This window comes from Mangrovimonas sp. sgz306409, from assembly GCF_059735265.1.
The window spans coordinates 36,577-59,460 of the sequence record NZ_JCAPEU010000001.1 but is presented as its reverse complement, the minus strand read 5'-3'; the positions used below and the strand labels follow the sequence as shown (position 1 = coordinate 59,460).

At 39.8% G+C, this 22,884-nt stretch carries 22 protein-coding genes; 16 read left to right on the top strand and 6 right to left on the bottom strand.

Annotation, left to right across the window (positions count from 1 at the left end):
- The first annotated feature begins 263 nt into the window (after window positions 1–263).
- A complete protein-coding gene (locus AC6I5C_RS00275) occupies window positions 264–947 on the top strand; it encodes a response regulator transcription factor (RefSeq protein ID WP_053976944.1) in 684 nt (227 codons plus the stop codon).
- Entirely contained in the window at window positions 947–1,996 is a 1,050-nt protein-coding gene (locus AC6I5C_RS00270) for a sensor histidine kinase (protein WP_053976945.1), read from the top strand. Before AC6I5C_RS00275 ends, AC6I5C_RS00270 begins: the two co-directional genes overlap by 1 nt.
- Here the strand turns inward: AC6I5C_RS00270 and AC6I5C_RS00265 are convergent.
- Window positions 1,970–3,025 carry a glycosyltransferase gene (locus AC6I5C_RS00265; RefSeq protein ID WP_497903401.1) on the bottom strand — a complete coding sequence of 352 codons (1,056 nt, stop codon included), beginning with the start codon at window positions 3,023–3,025 and terminating at the stop codon, window positions 1,970–1,972. The genes AC6I5C_RS00270 and AC6I5C_RS00265 overlap by 27 nt on opposite strands.
- A 159-nt stretch (window positions 3,026–3,184) precedes the next feature.
- Between AC6I5C_RS00265 and trmB the strand changes: the two genes are divergently transcribed.
- From trmB to AC6I5C_RS00210, 11 genes are all read left to right on the top strand, one after another.
- Entirely contained in the window at window positions 3,185–3,865 is a 681-nt protein-coding gene (gene trmB, locus AC6I5C_RS00260; protein ID WP_053976947.1) for a tRNA (guanosine(46)-N7)-methyltransferase TrmB, read from the top strand.
- Window positions 3,862–4,494 carry a LysE family translocator gene (locus AC6I5C_RS00255; protein WP_497903400.1) on the top strand — a complete coding sequence of 211 codons (633 nt, stop codon included), beginning with the start codon at window positions 3,862–3,864 and terminating at the stop codon, window positions 4,492–4,494. The genes trmB and AC6I5C_RS00255 overlap by 4 nt, the downstream gene beginning before the upstream one ends.
- The gene (locus tag AC6I5C_RS00250; RefSeq protein ID WP_497903399.1) at window positions 4,491–4,820 is read left to right on the top strand and encodes an MGMT family protein; all 330 of its coding nucleotides are present in this window, start codon (window positions 4,491–4,493) and stop codon (window positions 4,818–4,820) included. The genes AC6I5C_RS00255 and AC6I5C_RS00250 overlap by 4 nt, the downstream gene beginning before the upstream one ends.
- A gap of 213 nt (window positions 4,821–5,033) precedes the next feature.
- Window positions 5,034–6,167, top strand: a complete 1,134-nt coding sequence (locus tag AC6I5C_RS00245) for an Mrp/NBP35 family ATP-binding protein (protein WP_497903398.1) — start codon at window positions 5,034–5,036, stop codon at window positions 6,165–6,167.
- A gap of 23 nt (window positions 6,168–6,190) precedes the next feature.
- A complete protein-coding gene (locus AC6I5C_RS00240) occupies window positions 6,191–6,433 on the top strand; it encodes a NifU family protein (RefSeq protein ID WP_497903397.1) in 243 nt (80 codons plus the stop codon).
- Between the two features lie 99 nt (window positions 6,434–6,532).
- Window positions 6,533–7,594 carry an NAD(P)/FAD-dependent oxidoreductase gene (locus AC6I5C_RS00235; RefSeq protein WP_497903396.1) on the top strand — a complete coding sequence of 354 codons (1,062 nt, stop codon included), beginning with the start codon at window positions 6,533–6,535 and terminating at the stop codon, window positions 7,592–7,594.
- Window positions 7,595–7,637: 43 nt separating this feature from the next.
- Window positions 7,638–7,985 (top strand): four helix bundle protein, encoded by a 348-nt coding sequence (locus AC6I5C_RS00230; protein WP_497903395.1) that lies wholly within the window; start codon window positions 7,638–7,640, stop codon window positions 7,983–7,985.
- Between the two features lie 50 nt (window positions 7,986–8,035).
- Window positions 8,036–8,365 (top strand): 2Fe-2S iron-sulfur cluster-binding family protein, encoded by a 330-nt coding sequence (locus AC6I5C_RS00225; protein ID WP_497903394.1) that lies wholly within the window; start codon window positions 8,036–8,038, stop codon window positions 8,363–8,365.
- Window positions 8,366–8,425: 60 nt separating this feature from the next.
- The gene (locus tag AC6I5C_RS00220) at window positions 8,426–9,769 is read left to right on the top strand and encodes a putative porin (protein WP_497903393.1); all 1,344 of its coding nucleotides are present in this window, start codon (window positions 8,426–8,428) and stop codon (window positions 9,767–9,769) included.
- Window positions 9,770–9,797: 28 nt separating this feature from the next.
- Window positions 9,798–10,880 (top strand): imelysin family protein, encoded by a 1,083-nt coding sequence (locus AC6I5C_RS00215; RefSeq protein ID WP_497903392.1) that lies wholly within the window; start codon window positions 9,798–9,800, stop codon window positions 10,878–10,880.
- A 19-nt stretch (window positions 10,881–10,899) separates the two neighbouring features.
- Window positions 10,900–12,288: a di-heme oxidoreductase family protein gene (locus AC6I5C_RS00210; protein ID WP_497903391.1), complete on the top strand. Its 1,389-nt coding sequence runs from the start codon at window positions 10,900–10,902 to the stop codon at window positions 12,286–12,288.
- On the opposite strand, the gene AC6I5C_RS00205 is transcribed toward AC6I5C_RS00210, so the two are convergent.
- Window positions 12,275–13,180 carry a metallophosphoesterase gene (locus AC6I5C_RS00205; protein WP_497903390.1) on the bottom strand — a complete coding sequence of 302 codons (906 nt, stop codon included), beginning with the start codon at window positions 13,178–13,180 and terminating at the stop codon, window positions 12,275–12,277. The genes AC6I5C_RS00210 and AC6I5C_RS00205 overlap by 14 nt on opposite strands.
- A gap of 60 nt (window positions 13,181–13,240) precedes the next feature.
- Window positions 13,241–14,419 (bottom strand): acyl-CoA dehydrogenase family protein, encoded by a 1,179-nt coding sequence (locus AC6I5C_RS00200; protein WP_497903389.1) that lies wholly within the window; start codon window positions 14,417–14,419, stop codon window positions 13,241–13,243.
- Between the two features lie 282 nt (window positions 14,420–14,701).
- Here AC6I5C_RS00200 and AC6I5C_RS00195 point away from each other — a divergent pair, with 282 nt between their 5' ends.
- Window positions 14,702–15,316 (top strand): YceI family protein, encoded by a 615-nt coding sequence (locus tag AC6I5C_RS00195; RefSeq protein ID WP_497903388.1) that lies wholly within the window; start codon window positions 14,702–14,704, stop codon window positions 15,314–15,316.
- 59 nt (window positions 15,317–15,375) lie between these two features.
- Here AC6I5C_RS00195 and AC6I5C_RS00190 read toward each other — a convergent pair whose 3' ends face one another.
- The 3 genes from AC6I5C_RS00190 to AC6I5C_RS00180 form a co-directional block, all read right to left on the bottom strand.
- The gene (locus AC6I5C_RS00190; RefSeq protein ID WP_497903387.1) at window positions 15,376–16,089 is read right to left on the bottom strand and encodes a tRNA1(Val) (adenine(37)-N6)-methyltransferase; all 714 of its coding nucleotides are present in this window, start codon (window positions 16,087–16,089) and stop codon (window positions 15,376–15,378) included.
- Window positions 16,090–16,104: 15 nt separating this feature from the next.
- Window positions 16,105–16,632 carry a ribosome maturation factor RimM gene (gene rimM, locus AC6I5C_RS00185; RefSeq protein WP_497903386.1) on the bottom strand — a complete coding sequence of 176 codons (528 nt, stop codon included), beginning with the start codon at window positions 16,630–16,632 and terminating at the stop codon, window positions 16,105–16,107.
- A gap of 127 nt (window positions 16,633–16,759) precedes the next feature.
- Window positions 16,760–17,287, bottom strand: coding sequence for a 30S ribosomal protein S16 (locus AC6I5C_RS00180; protein ID WP_053976961.1), 528 nt, complete (start codon window positions 17,285–17,287; stop codon window positions 16,760–16,762).
- 168 nt (window positions 17,288–17,455) lie between these two features.
- On the opposite strand from AC6I5C_RS00180, the gene AC6I5C_RS00175 reads away from it, so the two are divergent.
- Complete coding sequence (locus AC6I5C_RS00175) at window positions 17,456–18,151, top strand: DUF6252 domain-containing protein (protein WP_497903385.1); 696 nt, start codon at window positions 17,456–17,458, stop codon at window positions 18,149–18,151.
- Between the two features lie 216 nt (window positions 18,152–18,367).
- Window positions 18,368–22,756 carry a DNA polymerase III subunit alpha gene (gene dnaE / locus AC6I5C_RS00170; RefSeq protein WP_497903384.1) on the top strand — a complete coding sequence of 1,463 codons (4,389 nt, stop codon included), beginning with the start codon at window positions 18,368–18,370 and terminating at the stop codon, window positions 22,754–22,756.
- Window positions 22,757–22,884 lie beyond the last annotated feature (128 nt).

The window sequence follows — 22,884 nt, the reverse complement described above, 5'->3', positions numbered from 1 at the left end:
ATGCTGTTCCTACAAATATAAACAGAAAACAGAGTAATTTTGATTAAATGAAAATATAAATGCTTATTTTACAATAAATTAACGTTGATTTTAAATTGAGGGTTAAAAATTGTAGTTTGAAATTATTCGAAAAAAAATGGGAACTTTGTAGGAGATTATTTAAGGGTAAGTGAAAAGTTATCTTAATGTTATCATTGTGTAACGAAGTATAAATTTTTGTTATTAGTTTTATCTTTGACGCTGAAAAGATTACAACAAAACCGATGAAAAAAAAGGACATAAAAATTCTTCTGGTTGACGATGAACCGGACATTTTGGAAATTGTAGGGTACAACCTTAGTTCTGAAGGCTATCAGGTGATTACGGCGGAAAACGGTCTTGAGGCTGTTAAAAAGGCTAAGGCTGAAAAACCTCAGTTGATCATTTTAGATGTAATGATGCCTGAAATGGACGGAATTGAGGCCTGTGAACAAATCAGAAAGGTTCCAGAATTAAGCGAAACCATCATTACGTTTTTTACGGCCAGAGGAGAAGATTATTCCCAAGTGGCAGGCTTTGAAGCTGGAGCCGATGATTATATTACCAAGCCTATCAAGCCAAAAGTATTGATTAGTAAAGTAAAGGCTTTATTGAGACGTTTGAAGGAGGAGGATTCCGCAGAAAACGTGATGAAAGTTGGTAACTTGACCATCAATAGAGAAGAGTACAAAATTTCGGTTAAGGGAGAAGAAATCGTTTTGCCTAGAAAAGAGTTTGAACTATTATCTTTGTTGGCAACTAAACCTGGGAAAGTATTTAAAAGAGAGGAAATACTGGATAAGGTTTGGGGTAATGAAGTAGTGGTAGGTGGACGTACGATTGATGTTCATATTAGAAAACTGAGAGAAAAAATAGGAGATGATAGCTTTAAAACCGTTAAAGGAGTAGGCTATAAGTTTGTAGATTAATGCAGAAGAAAAAAATAAAGAAATCGTATAAGTTCGCTATTAGAACTTCTACATACATTACACTTTTTTTAACGCTCTTTATGAGTGTTTTTTTATATACCTCCAATCTAGAATATTGGTGGGTGTTAATTTTGGGGTTTGCAGTGGTTTCCTATCTGTTTTCCTTTGCTGTAATCCAATACCGTGTGGAACGTTTTATATACCGTAGGGTTAAAAAGATTTATGACGATTTAACTTTATTGGAATCTGCCTCCTTAAGAAAACAGCCCATTACTACAGATATGGCAACGCTTACCCATGAAATAGACAAGTACGCCAAAGACAAAAAGCTGGAGATTGAAACCTTGAAGGTTCGAGAAGAATACCGAAAGGAGTTTTTGGGGAATGTAGCCCATGAGCTTAAAACCCCTTTGTTTACGGTTCAAGGGTATTTGGAAACCTTGATTGATGGTGCTCAAAACGATAAGAAAATTCGTGAAAAGTACTTGGAAAGAGCCAATAAAGGTGTGGAGCGCCTCATCTATATTGTGAGCGATTTGGATATGATTACCAAATTGGAAGCTGGTGATCTGAGTTTGAACGTTGAGGTTTTTGATATTGTGGAGTTGGTGGAGAACGTATTTGACATGTTGGAAATGAAAGCGGCCAAAAAGAAAATATCTTTGGTTTTTGATATGGATTATACGTCTCCAGTGATGGTAAGGGCTGATAAGGAACGTATTCAACAAGTACTTACAAACCTTATTGTAAATTCTATAAAATATGGACGCGATAAGGGAACTACAGAAGTGAGTATCGAAAACCTAATCAAGAACAAAGTAATCGTTAGGGTAACGGATAACGGAGAAGGTATTGGAAAAGAAAATATCCCGAGACTATTTGAACGTTTCTTCCGTGTAGACAAGAGTGGCTCTCGCAAAGAAGGAGGTTCTGGGTTGGGTCTTGCCATCGTGAAGCATATCATAGAGGCTCATGACGAAAAGATTTATGTAGAGAGTGAAATTGGTGTTGGAAGTGAATTTTCATTCACCCTTGAAAAGGCTGAATAGCTTTTTGTAATTCACATCGTATTCCAATTCAGAAAGTCCTTGGTAGGCATTCACCCGCTGCAACTGCTCTAGGTTAAAATCATCTTGTTTACAGTATGGTACCAATTTTTGGCTGTCCAATCTTTTGGCAAGGTATTCCTGTTCAAATTGACCAGGCGTTGGAATAAAAAAGGCTTTTTTCCCAAGTTTGGCCAAATCCATCACGGTAGTGTATCCAGATCTGGATACAATAAGTGAACTTTGGTGGATGGTGGTTTCCAATTGGTCACTGCTCATATAATTGTAAATGGTCATGTTGCCTATTTGTTCACAGGTTTGCTCGGCATCCATCACCCCTTTTATAAAAACAGTTTTTATAGGCTGATCTTTAAAAAGCTCCAAAACTTTTTCTTCCAAAAGGGTACGTTGTGGTTCTGGTCCCGACAATAATACCATGATGTCATAAACATCTTTGGAGTCCTGTTTTTCAAAACGGCTAATAGGGCCCAGATATCTTAAGGGGATTTCAAAATTATCAACATGGCCTAGTTGCCCGCTTAAATTTGGTGATTTTAAACTGTCCGGCACCCAACATTCATTATACTTCTTAATGTAGGATTGATGCATGCGTGTACTGAACCAGGTGGTATTGCCACTTAATACTCGTAGTTGGTGGGAAATAATTACCGAAGGAACTTTCTTGGAGTAGGCCCCAAGTCTGTTGTCTGAAATGATGCCGTCAATATTGTGGGATGCAATGATCTGGTCGACCATCTTGTTTTCGTTTTGTATGGCCTTTAAAATGTTTGGAGCGTTGGCAATCAATTTCAGTTTGAACCACTGTCCTTTTTTTGCGTAATGGATTTTATAAGAAGGCAGTTCCAAGGATTCCAAATTGGGGAATTCTTTTCTTAAAAGAGCCAGGGCATCACCATCGGAAGCAATGATAGGTTCAAAATTATGGGCTATTAAAGCACGGATAATTGGAATGCAGCGGGTGGCGTGACCCAATCCCCAGTTAAGGGGCATGACTAAAATGCGTTTTTTCATAGTGACGCTAAAGGGCTTTCTGTTGCTTATAGTTTTCAATGGGAAACTTGCGCTAGCCAAACCTCCCAAGATGCACTAATAATCAAAGATAAGTATAATACTGCTTCCATATATTTCCTTAATTTTACCGAATCTTATTATAAACATTAAATTGAAGTAGTGGGAAGTAAAAATAAGCTCAAGCGTTTTAAGGAAAATGAGACGTTTTCAAATGTATTTCAGCCTACAAGGGATGAATTGGTGAATGCAGAATTTGCGTTGAAGGGGAACTGGAATGACACAGTTTTTAAAAATGATCATCCGTTGGTGTTGGAATTGGGATGTGGAAAAGGAGAATATTCCGTGGCCTTGGCGCAAAAATATCCAGAAAAGAATTTTATAGGAATTGACATTAAGGGAGCCCGTTTTTGGAGAGGGGCCAAAACAGCAGTGGAAGATGGGATTGATAATGTTGCCTTTTTGAGAACGCAGATTGAATTGATCGAGTATGCCTTTGCTGAAAATGAAGTGGACGAAATTTGGATTACGTTTCCAGATCCGCAGATTAAGTACAAACGTACCAAGCACCGTTTGACCAATTCCGAATTTTTGAAACGTTACAAGCACATTCTTAAGCCAGATGGTATTGTTAACCTAAAAACCGATAGCGAATTTATGCATGGTTACACCCTAGGTTTGTTACATGGTGAAGGACATGAGGTGTTGTATTCCAACCATGATGTGTACAGGCAGGAAGGAAGCCCAGAAGAAGTAACGAGCATACAAACGTTTTATGAGAGTCAATATTTAGAACAAAACAAACCAATTACGTATATTAGGTTTAAAATCAAAGATTCTTGAATATTACCATAGCCTTTGTTTTAGGGTTTTTGGCTGCTTTTTTGGCAGTTATGCCTCCTGGTTTGTTGAATATGACTGCTGCCAAAATCAGCCTAAGGGAAGGTCATACAAGAGGTATCGTATTTTCTATAGGCGCTTGTATTATTGTATTTATCCAAACCCTTATCGCAACCGTTTTTGCTAGGTACTTAAACAAACACCCTGATGTTGTAGAAATTTTACAGCGGGTAGCTTTTGTGATTTTTGTATTGGTCACTGTGTATTTTCTATTGGTTGCCAAGGGAAGGGAGAAAGTAGAGGAGGAGCTGGAGCCTAAAAGCAAGCGTAGCCGATTTTTTCAAGGCGTTTTTATGTCCAGTATCAATGTGTTTCCTATTCCGTTTCAGGCGTATATGGCCATTACTTTGGCTTCTTTAGGTTGGCTGCAATTTGACACCACGAGTATTGCGGCCTATGTTGCTGGAGCTGCCATGGGCTCTTTTGCAATGTTGTACATTTACATGTTCTTCTTTGAAAAAATCAAGCATTTGAAATTTACCTCCCAAAAGAACATGAACTATATTATTGGGGGGATTACGGGAATCATTTCTTTAATCACCTTGGTCAATATCATTAAGGACTTGAAATGAAACCCGAAACCTTAAGTTTTTTTGAAAAAGTATACGAGGTAGCCAAACTGATTCCAAGTGGGCGAGTAACCAGTTATGGCGCTATTGCCAAATACCTTGGTGCCGCCAGAAGTGCCCGAATGGTGGGCTATGCCATGAATGGTTCAACAGGGAAGGATGTGCCTGCCCATCGCGTGGTAAACCGTTTAGGGTTGCTAACCGGTAAGTTTCATTTTGAAGGTTCCAGCCATATGCAACAGCTTTTGGAAAGCGAAGGAATAAGGGTAAGGGATAACCAAGTGCAAAACTTTGAAAAGGTATTTTGGGACCCGTCAAAAGAATTATAATCAAACAAAATTTAGGCATAAATCATTTCAATTAAACTGTTTCTCATTCTAAACATTTCACAGTATATTTGCATTTTAGAATAAGTCTAAATTAGTGAGCTTTAGCTTCTTGTGATTTGGTTGAAGTTAGGGCGGAATGGTCCTAGATAAATTGAGAAATTAAAGCTGCAAACAAGATTCAATAAAGAGAAAATTCTGCGAAGAGAGCATATTATGAAGTTAAATAAACAAGACATATCAAAGGCACTTGAAAATATATCAGCTCCGGGTGAAGGACAAAATATGATTGAGAGTGGTGCCGTAACCAACATAGTGACTTTTGGAGATGAGGTGATTGTGGATGTTACCATTTCAAACCCAAGTTTGCAAGCTAAAAAGAAAACCGAAGTGGAGATTATGAAGATAATCCATGATAAGGTGTATGAAAAGGCAAAAATTAAAGTAAACGTGAAGGTTGACGCTCCTGAAAAACCAAAAAACGAAATTAAAGGGAAGAAAATTCCTGGAATTCAAAATATCGTAGCGGTTGCTTCCGGTAAAGGAGGGGTTGGAAAATCTACGGTAACCTCCAATTTAGCCGTGTCCTTGGCCAAAATGGGATTCAATGTAGGAATCTTGGATGCCGATATATATGGACCTTCTGTGCCAATTATGTTCGATGTTGAAAATGAAAAGCCCGTGGCTGTTAATGTGGATGGAAAGTCTAAAATGAAGCCAATCGAAAGTTATGGCGTGAAGGTATTATCTATTGGATTTTTCACCAGACCAGACCAAGCCGTTGTATGGCGTGGACCAATGGCGGCAAAAGCCTTGAACCAAATGATTTTTGATGCGGCTTGGGGAGAATTGGATTTCTTGTTAATCGATTTGCCTCCGGGAACCGGTGATATCCATTTAAGTATTATGCAATCCTTGCCTATTTCTGGGGCGGTTGTGGTGAGTACGCCACAAAACGTTGCTTTGGCCGATGCTAAAAAGGGTGTAGCTATGTTTCAACAGGACAGTATTAACGTGCCGGTTTTAGGTATTATAGAAAATATGGCCTATTTTACACCAGCAGAATTGCCAGATAATAAATACTATATCTTCGGAAAAGAAGGAGCCAAGAATTTAGCTGAAGATTTGGATGTGCCATTTTTGGGAGAAATTCCTTTGGTGCAAAGCATTCGTGAAGCGGGTGACGTAGGACGTCCTGCAGCACTGCAAACGGCAACTCCTTTAGAGCAATCTTTTGAAGCCCTTACTAGAAATGTGGTAGAGCAAGTAGTCAGAAGAAATGAAGATTTACCGCCAACTGAAGCGATAAAAATTACAACAATGGCAGGATGTTCTGCTGTTAAAAAATAGAAGTTACATTTTTTACTTATATAATGACAACAGAAGAATTAAAAATAAATGTAGAGAAAGCGCTAGATGAAATCCGTCCCTTTTTAGAAAGTGATGGAGGTAACATTTCCCTAGTTTCTATTGAAGACGATAAATTGGTAAAAGTGCAGTTGGAAGGTGCTTGTGTAGGATGTAGCGTGAACCAGATGACTTTGAAGTCTGGGGTTGAGATGACCATTAAAAAGTACGCGCCTCAAATTGAGCAGGTAATCAATGTTGAGGGGTAAATAGGGAGTCTCTAAAAAATCAATTAATTCCCAAAAATGATAAATATCATATAGAGCAATATTTCATGTGCATATGTTTGTTGCAGAAAGAACTAATTCATGATTAAAACAGATATTCTTATTATTGGCGCTGGACCAACAGGACTTTTTACGGTATTTGAAGCTGGTTTACTAAAATTAAAATGCCATCTTATAGATGCATTGCCGCAAGCTGGAGGACAGTGTTCCGAAATATATCCCAAAAAACCTATATATGATATTCCTGCTTATCCGGAAATTCTTGCGGGGGATCTAACCGAAAAGCTTTTAGAACAGGGAAAGCAGTTTGAACCTGGTTTTACCTTTGGTGAGCGTGCCGAAACTATTGAGAAATTGGAAGACGGTAGCTTTATCGTTACTACCAATAAAGGAACAAAGCACCATGCACCGGTGGTTGCTATTGCTGGTGGTTTGGGGAGTTTTGAACCAAGAAAGCCTTTAATCCATAACATTGCCAACTTCGAGGATAATGGTGTAGAATACATGATTAAAGATCCTGAAGTGTATCGCAACAAAAGAGTAGTCATTGCTGGTGGGGGAGACTCTGCATTGGATTGGAGTATCTTTTTGAGCAATGTAGCTTCAGAGGTAACTTTGATTCACAGAAGAAATGAATTTAGGGGAGCTTTGGATTCCGTTGAAAAAGTTCAGGAACTTAAAAATAAAGGAAAGATCAATCTTATTACTCCGGGAGAGGTTATCGGGATTTTGGGTGATGATCATTTAACCGGTGTTGTAGTAACCAGAGCAGATCATATTCCAACCGAATTTGAGATTGAATGCGATCATTTTATTCCTCTTTTTGGTTTGTCGCCTAAGTTGGGCCCTATTGCCAATTGGGGCTTGGAAATCGAAAAGAATGCCATCAAAGTGAACAATGCTATGGATTACCAAACCAACATTCCAGGCATTTTTGCCATTGGAGACGTGAACACTTATCCAGGAAAATTAAAGTTGATTCTTTGTGGATTCCATGAAGCAACTTTAATGTGTCAGGCAGCCTATCAAATTATCAATCCAGGGAAACGCTATGTGTTAAAATATACAACTGTAAGTGGGATTGATGGTTTTGATGGAACCAGAAAGGAAGCGCCTAAGGCAGTTGTTAAATCAATTGAATAGTATTTAGTAAGTGGTAGTTAGTAAATAGTAATAAAATAACTCTATGGCAGTTCAGAAATTTGAAGACCTTCAGGTTTGGAAGAAATCTCAAGATTTTTGTGTTGCTATTTACAATAACTTTTCTGGGCTAAAGGACTATGTTTTTAAAGATCAAATAACGAGGGCTTCTATTTCTGTATCTAACAATATAGCCGAAGGTTTTGATAGAAATTCAAATGCTGAATTTATAAGGTTTTTATACTTTGCAACAGGGTCGAGCAGTGAGGTTAGATCAATGCTGTATTTAGCGGCGAGATTAGGATTTCTTTCTGAAGACATCACAAATCAGTTGATTGAAGATTCTAATGAAATATCTCGAATGTTATACGGTTTAATAAAATCATTGAAATGATGTATATACATCGATGACTCTAATTACTAAATACTATTTACTAGATACTTATGTCAGACATAAACATTACAATTATAGATAGAGAAGGGGTGTCTCATGAAATTGAGGCACCTACTGATATGGCCATGAACCTAATGGAAGTGGTAAGAAGTTATGAATTGGCTCCAGAGGGCACTATTGGCGTTTGTGGAGGTATGGCAATGTGTGCTTCTTGCCAATGCTATGTGCTGTCCGATCATGAATTGCCTGAAATGCAGGACGAAGAAGAGGCCATGTTAGCCGAAGCTTTCTACGTAAAGGACAATAGCCGTCTAGGTTGTCAGATTCAGATGACGCCAGAAATGGAAGGTCTAAAAGTGGAGTTGGCCCCTGAGTCTTAATTTTATAAATTTTATTTGGATTAAATCCAAATAACGTTAATTTTGTGCCAAATTTTTCAAATGAATCGGCACATTACATTCTTAATGGTATTCTTTGGCTGGGCAGTTTCCGCCCAGCAAACCATAGATCAGGCTACTTACGATCAGCTTAAGTCTGAAATCAAACAGGAACTTTTACAAGAAGTAAAAGATTCCATGACCGACAAAAAACAAAACTGGTTTTCCCTTAGCCGGTTTTCATTGAATGGTTATGGTGTAGTCAACTACTACAATTACGATTACGATACAGACCCTAACCTAAAAAATCAGTTCGATCCAGAACGTCTTAACTTATACTTAAAATACCAATTCAACGATTGGATCAATTTCAAATCTGAGATTGAATTTGAACATGGCGGTACAGCGACCACATTGGAGTTGGACACCCAAGAAGAGTTTGGTGAATTTGAACAGGAAATTGAAAAAGGTGGAGGTGTTAAATTGGAGCAGGCACATATCAATTTTAAAATTCTTCCTTATTTCAATGCGCGTGTAGGACGCATGAAAATGTACTTTGGCTTGCACCAAACTTTGGATACACCAACTCGCTATTTTACCACGCACCGTCAAGAAATGGAAAACGAAATCCTGCCTTTGGGATGGTATGAAAACGGGATTGAATTATACGGAACCTTTGCAAAAAGATTCACTTATAAGTTTTATGTGGTAAGCGGTTTGGATGCCAGTGGATTTTCCTCAAGAGGATGGATCAAGAATGGATACCAATCTAGATTTGAGACAGCCAATGCAGAAAGTGTGGCTTTGGCATTGCGTTTAGATTATAAGTTTGGAACGCATAAAGACACCTTTATTGGGTTTGCAGCTTATATGAACGACGCTGCTGCCAACAGACCTAAAAATGATATGGACGATACTGCCTATGTTGCCATGGTGGAAGGACACGTTAGCTATAACGAAGGGAACCTTCGCTTTAACGCCATTGGTCTTTACGGGAACATTCAAAACTCCGATATCGTTTCAAAGAAAAATGCTAATCTTTCCAATAATTTAGGAGTTAAAAGAACTCCAGTAGGAAAAACAGCCTTGGGAGTTTCTGCTGAGGTAGGTTATAATGTTTTACCTCATTTAAAGGCTTCCACAAAACAAATGTTGTACCCATTTGTAAGATACGATTACTACGATACGATGCATTCTGTAACGGGTGAAATTATTGATAACCCAAGATGGGAGCGCAGTAGTATCACAGGTGGATTAAACTGGTTTGTGCATCCTCAAATTGTGTTCAAGGCGCACTATTCCGATAGAAAGTTAGGCTCTGAAAATTATGACTTGGCCACTTTGGAATATACCGGTGAGAAACAGCATGAAAAAACATTCAGTACAGGAATAGGATTCTTTTTCTAATATATAAACAAGTTAAAATCAAATGAAAATGAGCAACTCAATCAAATCAATCTTAATGCTGGCATTTATTTCCACGGTGTTTGTGTCTTGTAGCGATAGCAACGAAGATTCTAACAACGATGATGCTATAAATGAAGCGCTATACCAAGAGGTATTGACAAACTTGTCTGTGTCTGTAATTACAGAAACTTACAATTCAATGAACAACAATGCAATCGCATTGAAAGAGGCTGTAGCCAACTTAACTATTGGAGACGAAACAGCATTGCAAACAGTAAAAGAGGCGTGGCAGGCAACACGTCAGCCTTGGGAAAACTCTGAAGGATTTTTATACGGACCAGTAGATACTGAAGGTATCGATCCAGCTATTGATTCTTGGCCAGTAGACGTAAATGCTATCAACGGTATTTTGAACAGTGGTAATCCTATCACTCAAAGTTTATTGGAGAGTAACAATGAAGCTCGTGGATTCCATACCATTGAATACTTTGTTTGGGGAATCGAGGGAGATAAAGCGGCTTCTGAACTTACAGAACGTGAGTTGGAATATTTGGTAGCTGCTACAGAAAACTTACAATCTAAAACAGCTCAATTGTACAACGGATGGATTGCTTCAGGTGGAAATTTCGCCAACAATTTCGTTAACGCTGGTGAGTCTGGATCTATCTATACGTCACAAAAAGGTGCGCTCCAAGAAATCGTAGAAGGACTTTCTATCATTGCTGATGAGGTTGGAAATGGTAAAATTGAAGAGCCTTTAAACGGAAACAATGGTGGTGCAAAACCAGAAGCTGAAGAATCTCGTTTTAGCAACAATTCTAAATTGGATTTCTCTAACAACATGAGAAGTATCCTTAATGTATACGTAGGAGATTATAATGGAATTAATGGGAAAGGAATTTCTGAAATTGTAGCGACTGTAGACAGTAGCTTGGATCAGGAAATTCAGGGAGCTATCACCGCTGCCATCTATGCTATTGATGCGATACCTGGCACTTTCACAGAAGCAATTTACGACAATCGTGATGCTGTTGGATTAGCACAGGAAAAAGTATTGGAACTTCAAAGTTTATTGGATAGTCAATTGTTGCCTTTAATAGGTAACCTATAATCAAGATATTTTTAATAAAATGAGAAAAGCGAACAGGTTATTGGTAGGTGCCCTTTTAATGGGAATGGTAGTATCGTGTCAAAAAGATGACCAAGAAGGCTATCAGTCGGTAAATCCGTTAACCGAAAGAACTGCGGCGGGAGGAGAGACTACAGTGTATCTTACCTCAAGTAATTCGTTCAGCACTCCTGCTGCTAACCTGTCTGCTTCTCAAATAGCCGATCATTTTGATGCCGATTTGGAATTCGGAGCGGTATTTGTATCGGCCCCTGCAGAGGTCAATGGTGGTGTTGGTCCTGTATTCAATAATACCTCTTGTATTTCTTGCCATCCAAAAGATGGAAGAAGTGCGTTTCCATCAAACATTAATAGTTTAAGTGGGTTTTTCTTAAGGGCCAGTCTTCCAGGAACGGATGCCTTGGGCGGACCCGTAGCGGTGCCTGGATTTGGAAAACAGTTGCAGAACCAAGCCATTTACGGTTATGAACCAGAAGTACAGTTTTCGGTGGAGTTTACAAATCAAGTAGAGACTTTAGCAGATGGTACCGAAGTTATCTTAAAGAAGCCTACCTATAATGTTGTGGATACTTATATTCCTTTTCCTTCGGAAGCAAATCTGTCCCCAAGATTGGCGCCGCCAGTGTTTGGATTGGGATTGCTGGAGGTAATTCCGGAATACTACATTTTGCAATATGAAGATGTCAATGACGCCGATGGCGATGGCATTTCAGGAAAGGCCAACTACGTTTACAATCATGTCACAGAATCTATGACATTGGGCCGTTTTGGATGGAAAGCCAACACAGCTTCCATCATCGAGCAATGTGCTGGGGCTTATTTGGAGGATATGGGAATCACAACTCCTTTGTTTCCTCAAGAAACTGGCCATGACCAATCCAACGGTAATGATGGTTTTGGAGATGATCCTGAAGTGACCTATGACGTTTTGGAACAGGTGGCATTTTATTGTAAAACTTTGGGGGTTCCTGCTGCAAGAAATTTGGATCAGGAGCATATTCAAAATGGTGCCAGAATTTTTGAGGAGTTGCAGTGTGCCAGTTGTCATGTTCCCAAAATGATTTCAGAAGAGGCAGCTATCAATGTTTTGGCCAATCAAGAATTTTATCCTTATACGGATATGCTGTTACACGATATGGGGCCTGGTTTGGCAGACAATCGTTCAGACTTTTTAGCCGATGGACAAGAGTGGAAAACGCGTCCGTTATGGGGAATTGGTTTGACACAGGTTGTAAATGGCCATACGCACTTTTTACATGACGGTAGAGCCAAGAATGTAACAGAAGCCATTTTGTGGCACGGAGGTGAAGCAGAAGCTGCCAAAAATGGTTTTAAAAACCTTTCGGCTAGTGAAAGACAAGACCTTTTGGACTTCGTTAATTCGCTTTAAACATATGGTATTCGGATAGCTTTCTAGGGCCTTCCAACATTTCACGCACAATTTTTAGGGTGCCGTCATCTGTGGTGGAGGTTTCCCATTTCACTAAGGAAATTTGTCCATTTTCAATTTCTATTCCCGTAATGCATCTTGGATGCACGCAGCTTCCATCATTAAAAAACGCAATCTCATTTGGAGAGGGAAATCTTGGGCGATGCGTATGCCCAACAATAGTGATTAAATTGTTGTTTTCTTGAATCCAATCCTTGATGCGGCGTTCTACCTTTATGAGTTCCTTGTAATTTATGGCAGGACTCGTTGGGTCTGCAATGCCCATAACGTTTAAGGGTTTCCAAAGAATTCTTACTAAAAACTGACTCCATTTCCAACAGACATAATTCCACCAATCGGCTTGATGGCCATGGGTTAAAAACAGTTCTTGCCCTGTTTGGGAGTGTTTAAGGATGATGGCTTCATGAACTTCAATGCCTGGGAATAATGGTTTATGGGTGCCACTTCGTTTATCAAAATAACTATACAGTTGTTTTTTGACATATTCAGGGTTTTTGTAGACCATATCGTGGTTGCCCCATAACATGGTAAACCTATTTTGATTAAAGTAAAGCTGTATTTGCCTGTAAACGTCCTTGTGGGCTTGAAGAACGTGGCTATAGAAAAGGTTTTCCCATAAATCGTCACCATCTCCCAATTCGCAATAATAAAAGCCTTTTGCAAAATATTGTTTTAGCGCATGAAGGTAGATATTGCGATTATTGGCAAAATCATCGGCAAAACTGTTGTCACCTCTGTGGCAGTCGCTAAAAAGTATGAATTTACTACTGTCATCAAAGGGGATGACCTTTGCATTTTTATACGCCCTATCTAATCTGGATTTTGAAGACATAGTATAAAGATGCAAAAAAAGCGAGTAAAAACTCGCTTTTAGTAACATATTTTAAATCAATTATTTAAAGGCGTTGAGGCCTGTAATGTCAAAACCGGTAATCAACAAGTGGATGTCGTGGGTACCTTCGTAAGTAATCACACTTTCCAAATTCATGGAATGGCGCATGATGCTGTATTCTCCAGTAATTCCCATACCTCCCAAAATCTGGCGAGCCTCACGAGCGATGTTGATGGCCATATCCACATTGTTGCGTTTCGCCATAGAGATTTGTGCCGAAGTCGCTTTGCCTTCATTTCTCAATACCCCCAGACGCCAAGTCAATAATTGTGCTTTGGTGATTTCGGTAATCATCTCGGCCAATTTCTTTTGTTGCAATTGGAACTGACCAATAGGTTTGCCAAATTGTGTGCGCTCCTTGCTATATCTTAAAGCTGTATCGTAGCAATCCATAGCAGCTCCAATGGCTCCCCAAGCAATTCCATATCTCGCGGAATCCAAACAACCAAGTGGCGCTCCCAAACCAGATTTTCCTGGTAACAAGTTTTCCTTAGGAACTTTCACGTTATCAAATATAAGCTCCCCAGTAGCCGAGGCTCTTAAGGACCATTTGTTGTGAGTTTCAGGAGTTGAAAATCCTTCCATGCCACGTTCTACAATCAGCCCATGGATACGGCCTTCTTCATTCTTGGCCCATACAACGGCAACCTGAGCAAAAGGTGCGTTGGAAATCCACATTTTGGCACCATTTAAAAGATAGTGGTCTCCCATATCCTTAAAATTGGTAACCATGCCTCCAGGGTTACTACCGTGGTCTGGTTCAGTCAAACCGAAGCAGCCCATCCATTCCCCGCTAGCTAATTTTGGTAAGTATTTTTGGCGTTGCTCTTCGTTTCCATATTTCCAAATAGGATACATTACCAAGGAAGATTGCACAGAAGCAGTACTGCGCACTCCAGAATCCCCTCTTTCAATTTCTTGCATGATCAAACCGTAGGAAATTTGATCCAATCCAGCCCCGCCATATTCTTCAGGAATGTAAGGGCCAAAGGCGCCTATTTCTGCCAATCCGTTGATGATTTGTGTTGGGAATTCTGCGCGTTGGGCATAGTCTTCGATAATTGGAGATACATCGCGCTTTACCCATTCACGGGCAGCATCGCGAACCAATTTGTGTTCTTCGGTTAGCAATTCGTCAAGTTGGTAATAGTCTGGTGCTTCAAATAAATCTGGTTTCATGCTATATTTTTAAAAGTGATGGCGGCACTGTTCGCCTGCCATGTCAATTATTTTTATGTTATGCCGCATTATTTAAGTCCGTTATTTTCAATGGCTTTTTTGAGCGGTTCACAAAAGTAGCGAAAACGTTTTCAAGATGCTAATTTAATTCGTGAAGCAGTTAGGAAACTCTAGATAGTATAGAAAAACTAAAAAACGAGGCTCTTTCAAGGTGTAGGAAAAGATATGCGCTATATTTGTTTGGAACAAATCATTTAACCAGTTATTGAATTTTAAAACAATATGAAGAAAGTAATTTATAGTGTGGCCTTGATTGGGCTGTTGGTGTCTTGTAAAAGCGAAACCAAAAAGGAAACGGAACCCATCGTTGAAGAAACCGCTCAAGAAATAGTGGAGGTTGAAAAGAAGCCAAGCATTAAAGATGTTGATTTTACATGGACGGCATTTAAAACACCGGCCAAAGCTGGGGTGAATGGTACCTTTTCTGAAATAGCTTATGGAGAATTGACAGAAGCCGACGTTCTCGAGGACAAGTTTAAAGGGCTTACCTTTAACATGGATAAAACCACTGTGAGTACGGGAGATGCAGCTAGGGACACAACTTTAAAGAATGAATTTTTTGCGCAACTTGTGGGAGATATTTCAGGACGAATCGTAGAGGTAAAAGATGGTAAGGCGCAGTTGGAAATTAAACTTAATGACAAAACCATTAACAAGGAATTTTCGTTTGTGCCAGCTGCAGATGGTAAATCAGTTACCTTTGAAGGAAGTATTGATCTTTTGGAGGACTTTGGAGCAAACACTGCTTTTGATGCTTTGCACGCCGCTTGTAATGCTTTGCACGAGGGAAAGACTTGGACGGATGTAAATCTAAAGGCTGTAGTAAGTTTACAGTAATATATTGCAGCAATAAAAAAGGAAAAGCGTTGTCATGTGTGAACAACGCTTTTTTTATGTTACATTTTCAAATAGAAATCTTTGGTAAGCGCAATATAATCTTCGGTGTATTGGTGGCGGGCTGTTTCTATGATAAGTTCTTTGGTGTCTACTTGGGTTTCATGGAATGAGAATTGAATGAGACTGCGCTTGATTTCGGTTTCTGGGGTGCCTTTTACCTGTAAAATTTTGTTTGGATATAATTGGAATTCCTTCGCCAATGCGATAAAATTATCTGTTTCAGAATACGGTATGATCACGCAAAAGATTCCAGTTTCAGCCAATAAATGCGCGGCACTTTCCAATAGGTGACCAAAAGGCATAGCGTCTTCAAAACGGGCCAAGTCACGTTGAGTATTGTCTGTTTTGTAAGCATCAGCATAGAAAGGCGGGTTGGAAATGATCAGATCATATTTGTCTTCTATCTCTTCTACAAATTCTTCCAATGAGGCATGGTAGCAAAACAAACGATCTCCCCAAGGGGAATTTTCAAAATTGGAAACACATTGTTCGTAGGCATCATCATCAATCTCCAGGGCATCGATAAGTTCAGCATTGCTGCGCTGTGCCAGCATAAGGGACAAAACCCCTGTTCCAGCCCCAATATCCAAAACAGAAAATGGGTTGGCTTCCACAGAAGCCCATGCGCCTAAAAGTACACTGTCCGTGCCTATTTTCATGGCGCACTTATCTTGTTCAACGGTAAATTGCTTAAATGCAAATGGCTTGTTCATTGGTCTGCAAATAATCTATTCTAGGTACAAATCGATCAATCCTTCTGGCGTTTCTACCAAAATAGTTTTGGTTTCCCTGTTCACTTTCTTAATGAATTCGTCGTTCATTGGAATCAAGATTTCAATGCCATCCCTGTCTATTTCAAACAGCGCTTGTGCGGTACTGTCATTAATATCTTTAATGGTCCCAATAGGTCCAAAGTTGACATCTTCGATAGCATAACCAATGACTTCGTGGAAATAGAATTTGTTGCCTTCCAGCTTAGGTAGAAATTCCAAAGGTAAATACAAATCGCATTTCATGATGCTGTCCGCATCCTGTTCGGTGTCGACTTCTTCAAATTTAATGCGGAGCAAATCCGATTTGTGCAACTGAGAGGATTCAATAAAAAATGGCACCAGATTGTTGCGCAGTTCTACAAAAACAGAGTCTAGATTGTCGTAAAGTTCTGGCTCATCTGTATCTAGTTTTACCAGTACTTCGCCTTTGAAGCTGTATTTTTTTACAATCTTACCTAGATAAAAGCAATCTTTTTTTTGCATTGTGAGTGGGTTTTGCCTGAAAAATGAAATAAGTTAAATGTTCTTGGGGATGTGGGAGACAAACGGAATGGTACAAAAAACTCCGATAGTGACTATCGGAGTTTTAAAAGTATAAAAAATAAATTTTTTATTCTTCTTCGTTAGCAGTTTCTTCTTCTGCTGTTTCAGCGTTTGCAGCTTCTTCAGCAGCTTTAGCTTCTGCCTCAGCTTCAGCAGCCGCAGCCGCTCTAGCGTCGTTTACAGCTTTTTCTGCCTCCAATGCTTTAGCTTTAGCATCTGCATCAGCTTTTGCTAAAGTGTCTTTTTTAGCATCCACTTTCCCGCTTTTCTCTTCCAACCAAGCATTGAATTTAGCTTCAGCTTGCTCTTCTGTTAAAGCTCCTTTTCTTACTCCACCAGCCAAATGGTTTTTAAGTAAAGCTCCTTTGTAAGACAAAATAGCTCTAGCCGTATCAGTTGGTTGTGCACCATTCTGAAGCCATTTTACAGCACCGTCAACATCTAAGTCAATAGTAGCTGGGTTAGAAGTTGGATTGTAAGTTCCTAATTTTTCTAAGAATTTACCATCTCTTTTTGCTCTTGCATCTGCTGCAACGATCCAGAAAAAAGGTTTTCCTTTTTTACCGTGTCTTTGTAATCTGATTTTAACTGACATATCAATTAATTAGTGAGGTTCGCGACCTCGGTTATTAATAAGTGTGCAAAGATACTACAATTTTAATTAATAGCATAAATTTTTTAGAAATCGGCATTAATTGAAATTTTATTATACTTTTGGGTTTTTCAAAACGTTATTTTAATTTGTGTCCGAAAAAAAAGCCCTATGGATAAGATAAAATATATAGCATTATTTACGTTAGCCCTGTTTACGGTCTTTGGCTGTGGCGATGATCTTGAGTTCAATACCCCTGCTTTATTGGGGAAAAAGGACGGTGAATTGTGGAGAGCCAAGTTTTATGCCGCAGATATTGATGCAGGTGGTTTGGTTGTTGAAGGAGGTAATAATTATGAAACCCTTTCCTTGGTGACAACCTTGGATAATGTGGGAACTTACTATTTGGGAGGTGAACACCAAAGTGAGGCAAGATTTAAGGATGCCTATGGGGTGACTTATTCTACCTTGAATGCTCCAGACCCTAGTTTACAAGTATACCCTGCAGACGGGGAGATTGAAATTGTAGATTTTGATAACTCCACTAACACCGTTACTGGAACCTTTAAGTTCAATGCTTTTTCTGCCGATGGTAAAAAGAGTGTGAATTTTATCCAAGGTGAATTTTACCGCGTACCGCTTACCGGTGGGCTATTGGTGATTGGTGGTGGCACTAGCTGCCAACAAGCACAACAAGCTACGGCGGAAGCGGCAGCAGCCTTTGCAACAGCAAGCAGTGAATCTGCTGAGTATGCTGATTTGTGTAATGCTTATAAAGAAGCTCTAGCTGTACAAATTAATTCTTGTGGAGATACTTCAGGGGTGTTGCAGGCAGCTATCGATGCTTTGGGAGATTGTAATCCATAAGGAAACTGAGAATAAGATATTAAAAAGCGCCTTCTACAAGGCGCTTTTTTTTGTTTACAACTCTTTATAACTTTGGCTTTGTTGCGTTTTATTTATGCGTATTTTTAAAGGCTTTTCAATAGTTGCAAAATCGTTTTTTAAGGTGTTGATACAGATGTAGATGCCTTTCTTTGAAACCGCAATTATTACCAATACTGGAATTACAACAGGAGATTTATGTACTTAATTTTTGATACCGAAACAACTGGTTTGCCCAAGCGTTGGGATGCCCCTATTTCAGATACCGATAACTGGCCAAGAGCGATACAGATTGCATGGCAATTACACGATGAGTTAGGACGCTGTGTAGAGCATCAGGATTTTTTGATACAGCCTGAAGGATTCAATATTCCTTATGATGCCGAGAAGGTCCACGGTATTTCTACCGAATTGGCCCAAGAACAGGGTGTGTCCTTAAGTGAGGTGTTGGAAAAATTCAATATAGCCTTATCCAAAACCAAATTTGTAGTTGGACAGAATGTTGGCTTTGATGTCAATATTATGGGGGCAGAATTCTATAGAGAAGGTGTGGCCAATGCACTTCAGGAATTGCCGGTTTTGGATACCTGTACGGAACATACAGCGGAATTGTGCCAAATTCCTGGAGGACGTGGTGGTAAATTTAAGTTGCCAACCTTAACGGAATTGCACCAATACCTCTTCAATCAGCCTTTTGCCGAAGCACATAACGCAACCGCCGACGTTGAGGCAACAACACGTTGTTTCTTCGAATTGGTGCGTCGTCAAGAATTTACTGTTGAAGCTCTTGATGTAGAGCCTACATATTTCAATAGGTTTAATGAAGCCAATCCTGGAGAAATCCAATTAATTGGCTTAAAACACATCAACCTTAAAAAGGCCAGTGATGCTATTAGAAAGCGTCTAGAAAAGCAGCAGACTCCAGATATTACCGAAGCTGAAATTCAGCAGAACATATCAGATCTTGAGGAAGCTAATTTCGCGCATCTACATAACCATTCCCAATTCTCCGTATTGCAGTCTACTATTAGCATTCCGGATTTGGTAGCTGCTGCTGCAAAAAACAACATGCCAGGTGTGGCTATGACAGATCATGCCAATATGATGGGGGCCTTTCATTTTGTGCGCGCAGTATTGAATCACAACAAAGGAGTTAAGGCTAAAAATGAAGAAGCAATTGCAGCTGGGGGTGAAGCTAAATTAAAGGAAATCAAACCTATTGTAGGGTGTGAATTCTTTGTTTGTGAAGATCGGTTGGATAAAAGCCGTAAGGACAACGGATATCAAATAGTGATGTTGGCCAAGAATAAAAATGGGTATCATAATTTGGCCAAATTATCTTCGATTGCTTTTACCGAAGGATTCTATTACGTTCCAAGGATTGATAAGGAAATCATCAAACAATACAAGGAAGATGTGATTGTTTTGACGGGTAATCTTTATGGAGAAGTGCCGAGTAAAGTATTGAACGTTGGGGAAAACCAGGCAGAGGAAGCTTTGTTATGGTGGAAGGAGATGTTTCAGGATGATTTGTATGTAGAGATCATGCGCCACAATCAGGAAGATGAAAACCGTGTGAACCCGGTGTTAATTGATTTGGCTAAGAAACATGATGTTAAGGTAATTGCTACCAACAATACCTATTATGTAGATCAGAAAGATGCCAATGCACACGATATTTTGTTGTGTGTGAAGGATGGGGAAAAGCAAAGTACCCCAATTGGTAGAGGCCGAGGCTATCGCTACGGACTGCCAAACCAAGAATATTATTTCAAGTCGGCCGATGAAATGAAATCCTTGTTCAAGGACATTCCAGAGGCTATTTCAAATATTCAGGAAATTCTAGATAAGGTAGAAGCTTATGATTTGGCACGGGATGTACTCTTGCCAAAGTTTGATATTCCTGAGCAATTTCAGCATGAAGACGATTTAAAAGATGGAGGCAAACGTGGGGAGAATGCGTATTTGAAGCATTTAACTTACGAAGGAGCCAAAAGGCGCTATGAAGAAATTACTCCCTCCATTGCTGAGCGTTTAGACTTTGAGCTGGACGTTATCGAGAAAACGGGATATCCGGGTTACTTCTTGATTGTGGAAGACTTTATCCGGGAAGCTCGGAACATGGACGTGTCGGTAGGGCCAGGTCGTGGATCGGCGGCGGGATCTGCCGTAGCCTACTGTTTGGGGATTACCAATATTGACCCAATCAAGTACGATCTGCTTTTTGAGAGATTCTTGAATCCGGACCGTGTGAGTATGCCCGATATTGATATCGATTTTGATGATGAAGGACGTAGCCGTGTTATGGATTATGTAATCGGTAAATATGGAAGCAGTCAGGTGGCTCAGATTATCACCTACGGAACCATGGCGGCCAAGTCGTCTATTCGTGATACGGCAAGGGTGTTGGATTTGCCTTTGTTTGAAGCTGATAGGATTGCCAAATTGATCCCAAACATGACCAAGCTGAACAAGATTTTTGGTTTGGATGAAAAAGGGTTGAAGGCGAAGTTCAAATCCGAAGAGATTGAATTGATACAGGAACTTTTCAATATTTCGGAAGGGGCAGGTTTAGAGTCGGAGACTGTAAACATGGCCAGGGTTTTGGAAGGTTCTGTTCGAAATACAGGAATCCATGCCTGTGGGGTGATCATTACCCCAGATGATATTACCAAGTTCGTACCCGTGTCCTTAGCCAAGGATTCCGATTTGTATGTGACGCAGTTTGATAACTCGGTAGTTGAGTCTGCAGGTCTGTTAAAAATGGATTTCTTGGGGTTGAAAACATTGACCCTGATTAAGGACACCGTAAAGATTGTAAAGGCCAAACATGGCATAGAGTTGGATCCGGAGAATTTTCCTCTAGATGATCAAATGACTTATGAGCTGTTCCAGCGAGGTGAAACGGTTGGAGTGTTCCAATACGAATCGCCTGGGATGCAAAAACACATGCAGTCCTTAAAGCCAACGGTGTTTGATGACCTTATCGCCATGAACGCATTGTATCGTCCTGGACCAATGGAATACATCCCAGACTTTATTGCCCGTAAGCATGGTGACCAGGAAATTGTTTACGATTTGCCGGCCATGGAGGAATATCTTAAGGAAACCTATGGGATTACAGTATATCAAGAGCAGGTAATGTTGCTATCGCAAAAATTGGCCAACTTCTCCAAGGGTGACGCCGATATGCTTCGTAAGGCGATGGGTAAAAAGATATTCGCTTTACTTGAAAAGTTGAAGCCTCAGTTTTTGGACGGAGGGGAAGCCAATGGGCATCCGCGTAAGGTGTTGGAGAAGATTTGGAAAGACTGGGAAGCGTTTGCTAGTTATGCCTTCAACAAATCACACTCTACTTGTTATGCTTGGATTGCCTATCAAACGGCCTATTTAAAGGCGCATTACCCTGCGGAATATATGGCAGCGGTACTTTCCAATAACATGAACGACATCAAACAGGTGACTTTCTTTATGGAGGAGTGTAAGCGCATGAAACTGAATGTACTTGGGCCTGATGTTAATGAATCCTTTTATAAATTCTCCGTAAACGATCAAAATGCCGTGCGTTTTGGTATGGGAGCAATTAAAGGAGTGGGCCATGGTGCCGTAAAAACCATTGTTGATAATAGAAAGAAAGACGGTTTTTATAAGTCTATTTTCGATTTGGCCAAACGTATCGATTTAAGAGCCGCGAACAAAAAAGCTTTTGAAAACTTGGCCTTGGCTGGTGGGTTCGACTGTTTTTCTGGAACCCATCGTGCGCAATATTTCCATGATGAAGGAGATGGTATTACCTTTTTGGAAAAGGCGATTAAATATGGAAACAAGCACCAAGAGAACGAGAATTCTGCACAAGTAAGTCTTTTCGGAGAGTCTAGTGATGTGCAGATTGAAGAGCCTGTGGTACCGCCTTGCGAGACTTGGGGGACTATGGAAAAATTGGCTCGGGAAAAAGAAGTGGTAGGGATTTACATCTCAGGACACCCATTGGATGATTTCAAAATAGAATTGAATACCTTCTGTAATGCCACCTTGGCGGCATTGACGCAACTGGATCAGTTTGTCAACCGTGAACTGACTGTTGGAGGTGTGGTGACGGATGTGCAGCACAGGGTGAGTAAGCAGGGGAAAGGTTGGGCCATGTTCACGATGGACGATTACAATAATAGTGTTGAATTTAGGATTTTTGGTGAAGAGTATTTGAAATTCCGTCACTTTTTAGTGCAGAACTCCTTTGTATTTGTGAAAGTGTTTGTTCGTGAAGGATGGATTACCAACAAGGATACCGGGCAGCGAGGAGAGCCGAGGATGCAGTTCAACTATTTCCAATTGTTGCATGATGTTATGGAAACCTATGCCAGAAAGTTGTCCATTCAACTTAATATTGCTGACCTGCAAGAGGAAAAAGTACACATGCTTAGCGATTTGATAAGGATGCACTCTGGTGAAAAGGCATTGAACTTTACGGTATATGATAATGAGGAGCAAATAAAACTGGAAATGATTGGCCGAAAACAGAAGGTGAGGATTTCACAGGAATTGCTAAAGGAATTGGAGAATCAAAATATCCTTTACAAACTTAATTAGGTGGTTTTGGACTTATGCCAAATTAGCATAATAAGCTGAAACAATGTGGATATAATCAAAACATATTGTCAGTATGTAAGCTTTGGCAAATTTTTTGACTAAGTTTGCATATTCATAGAAAACTGAAG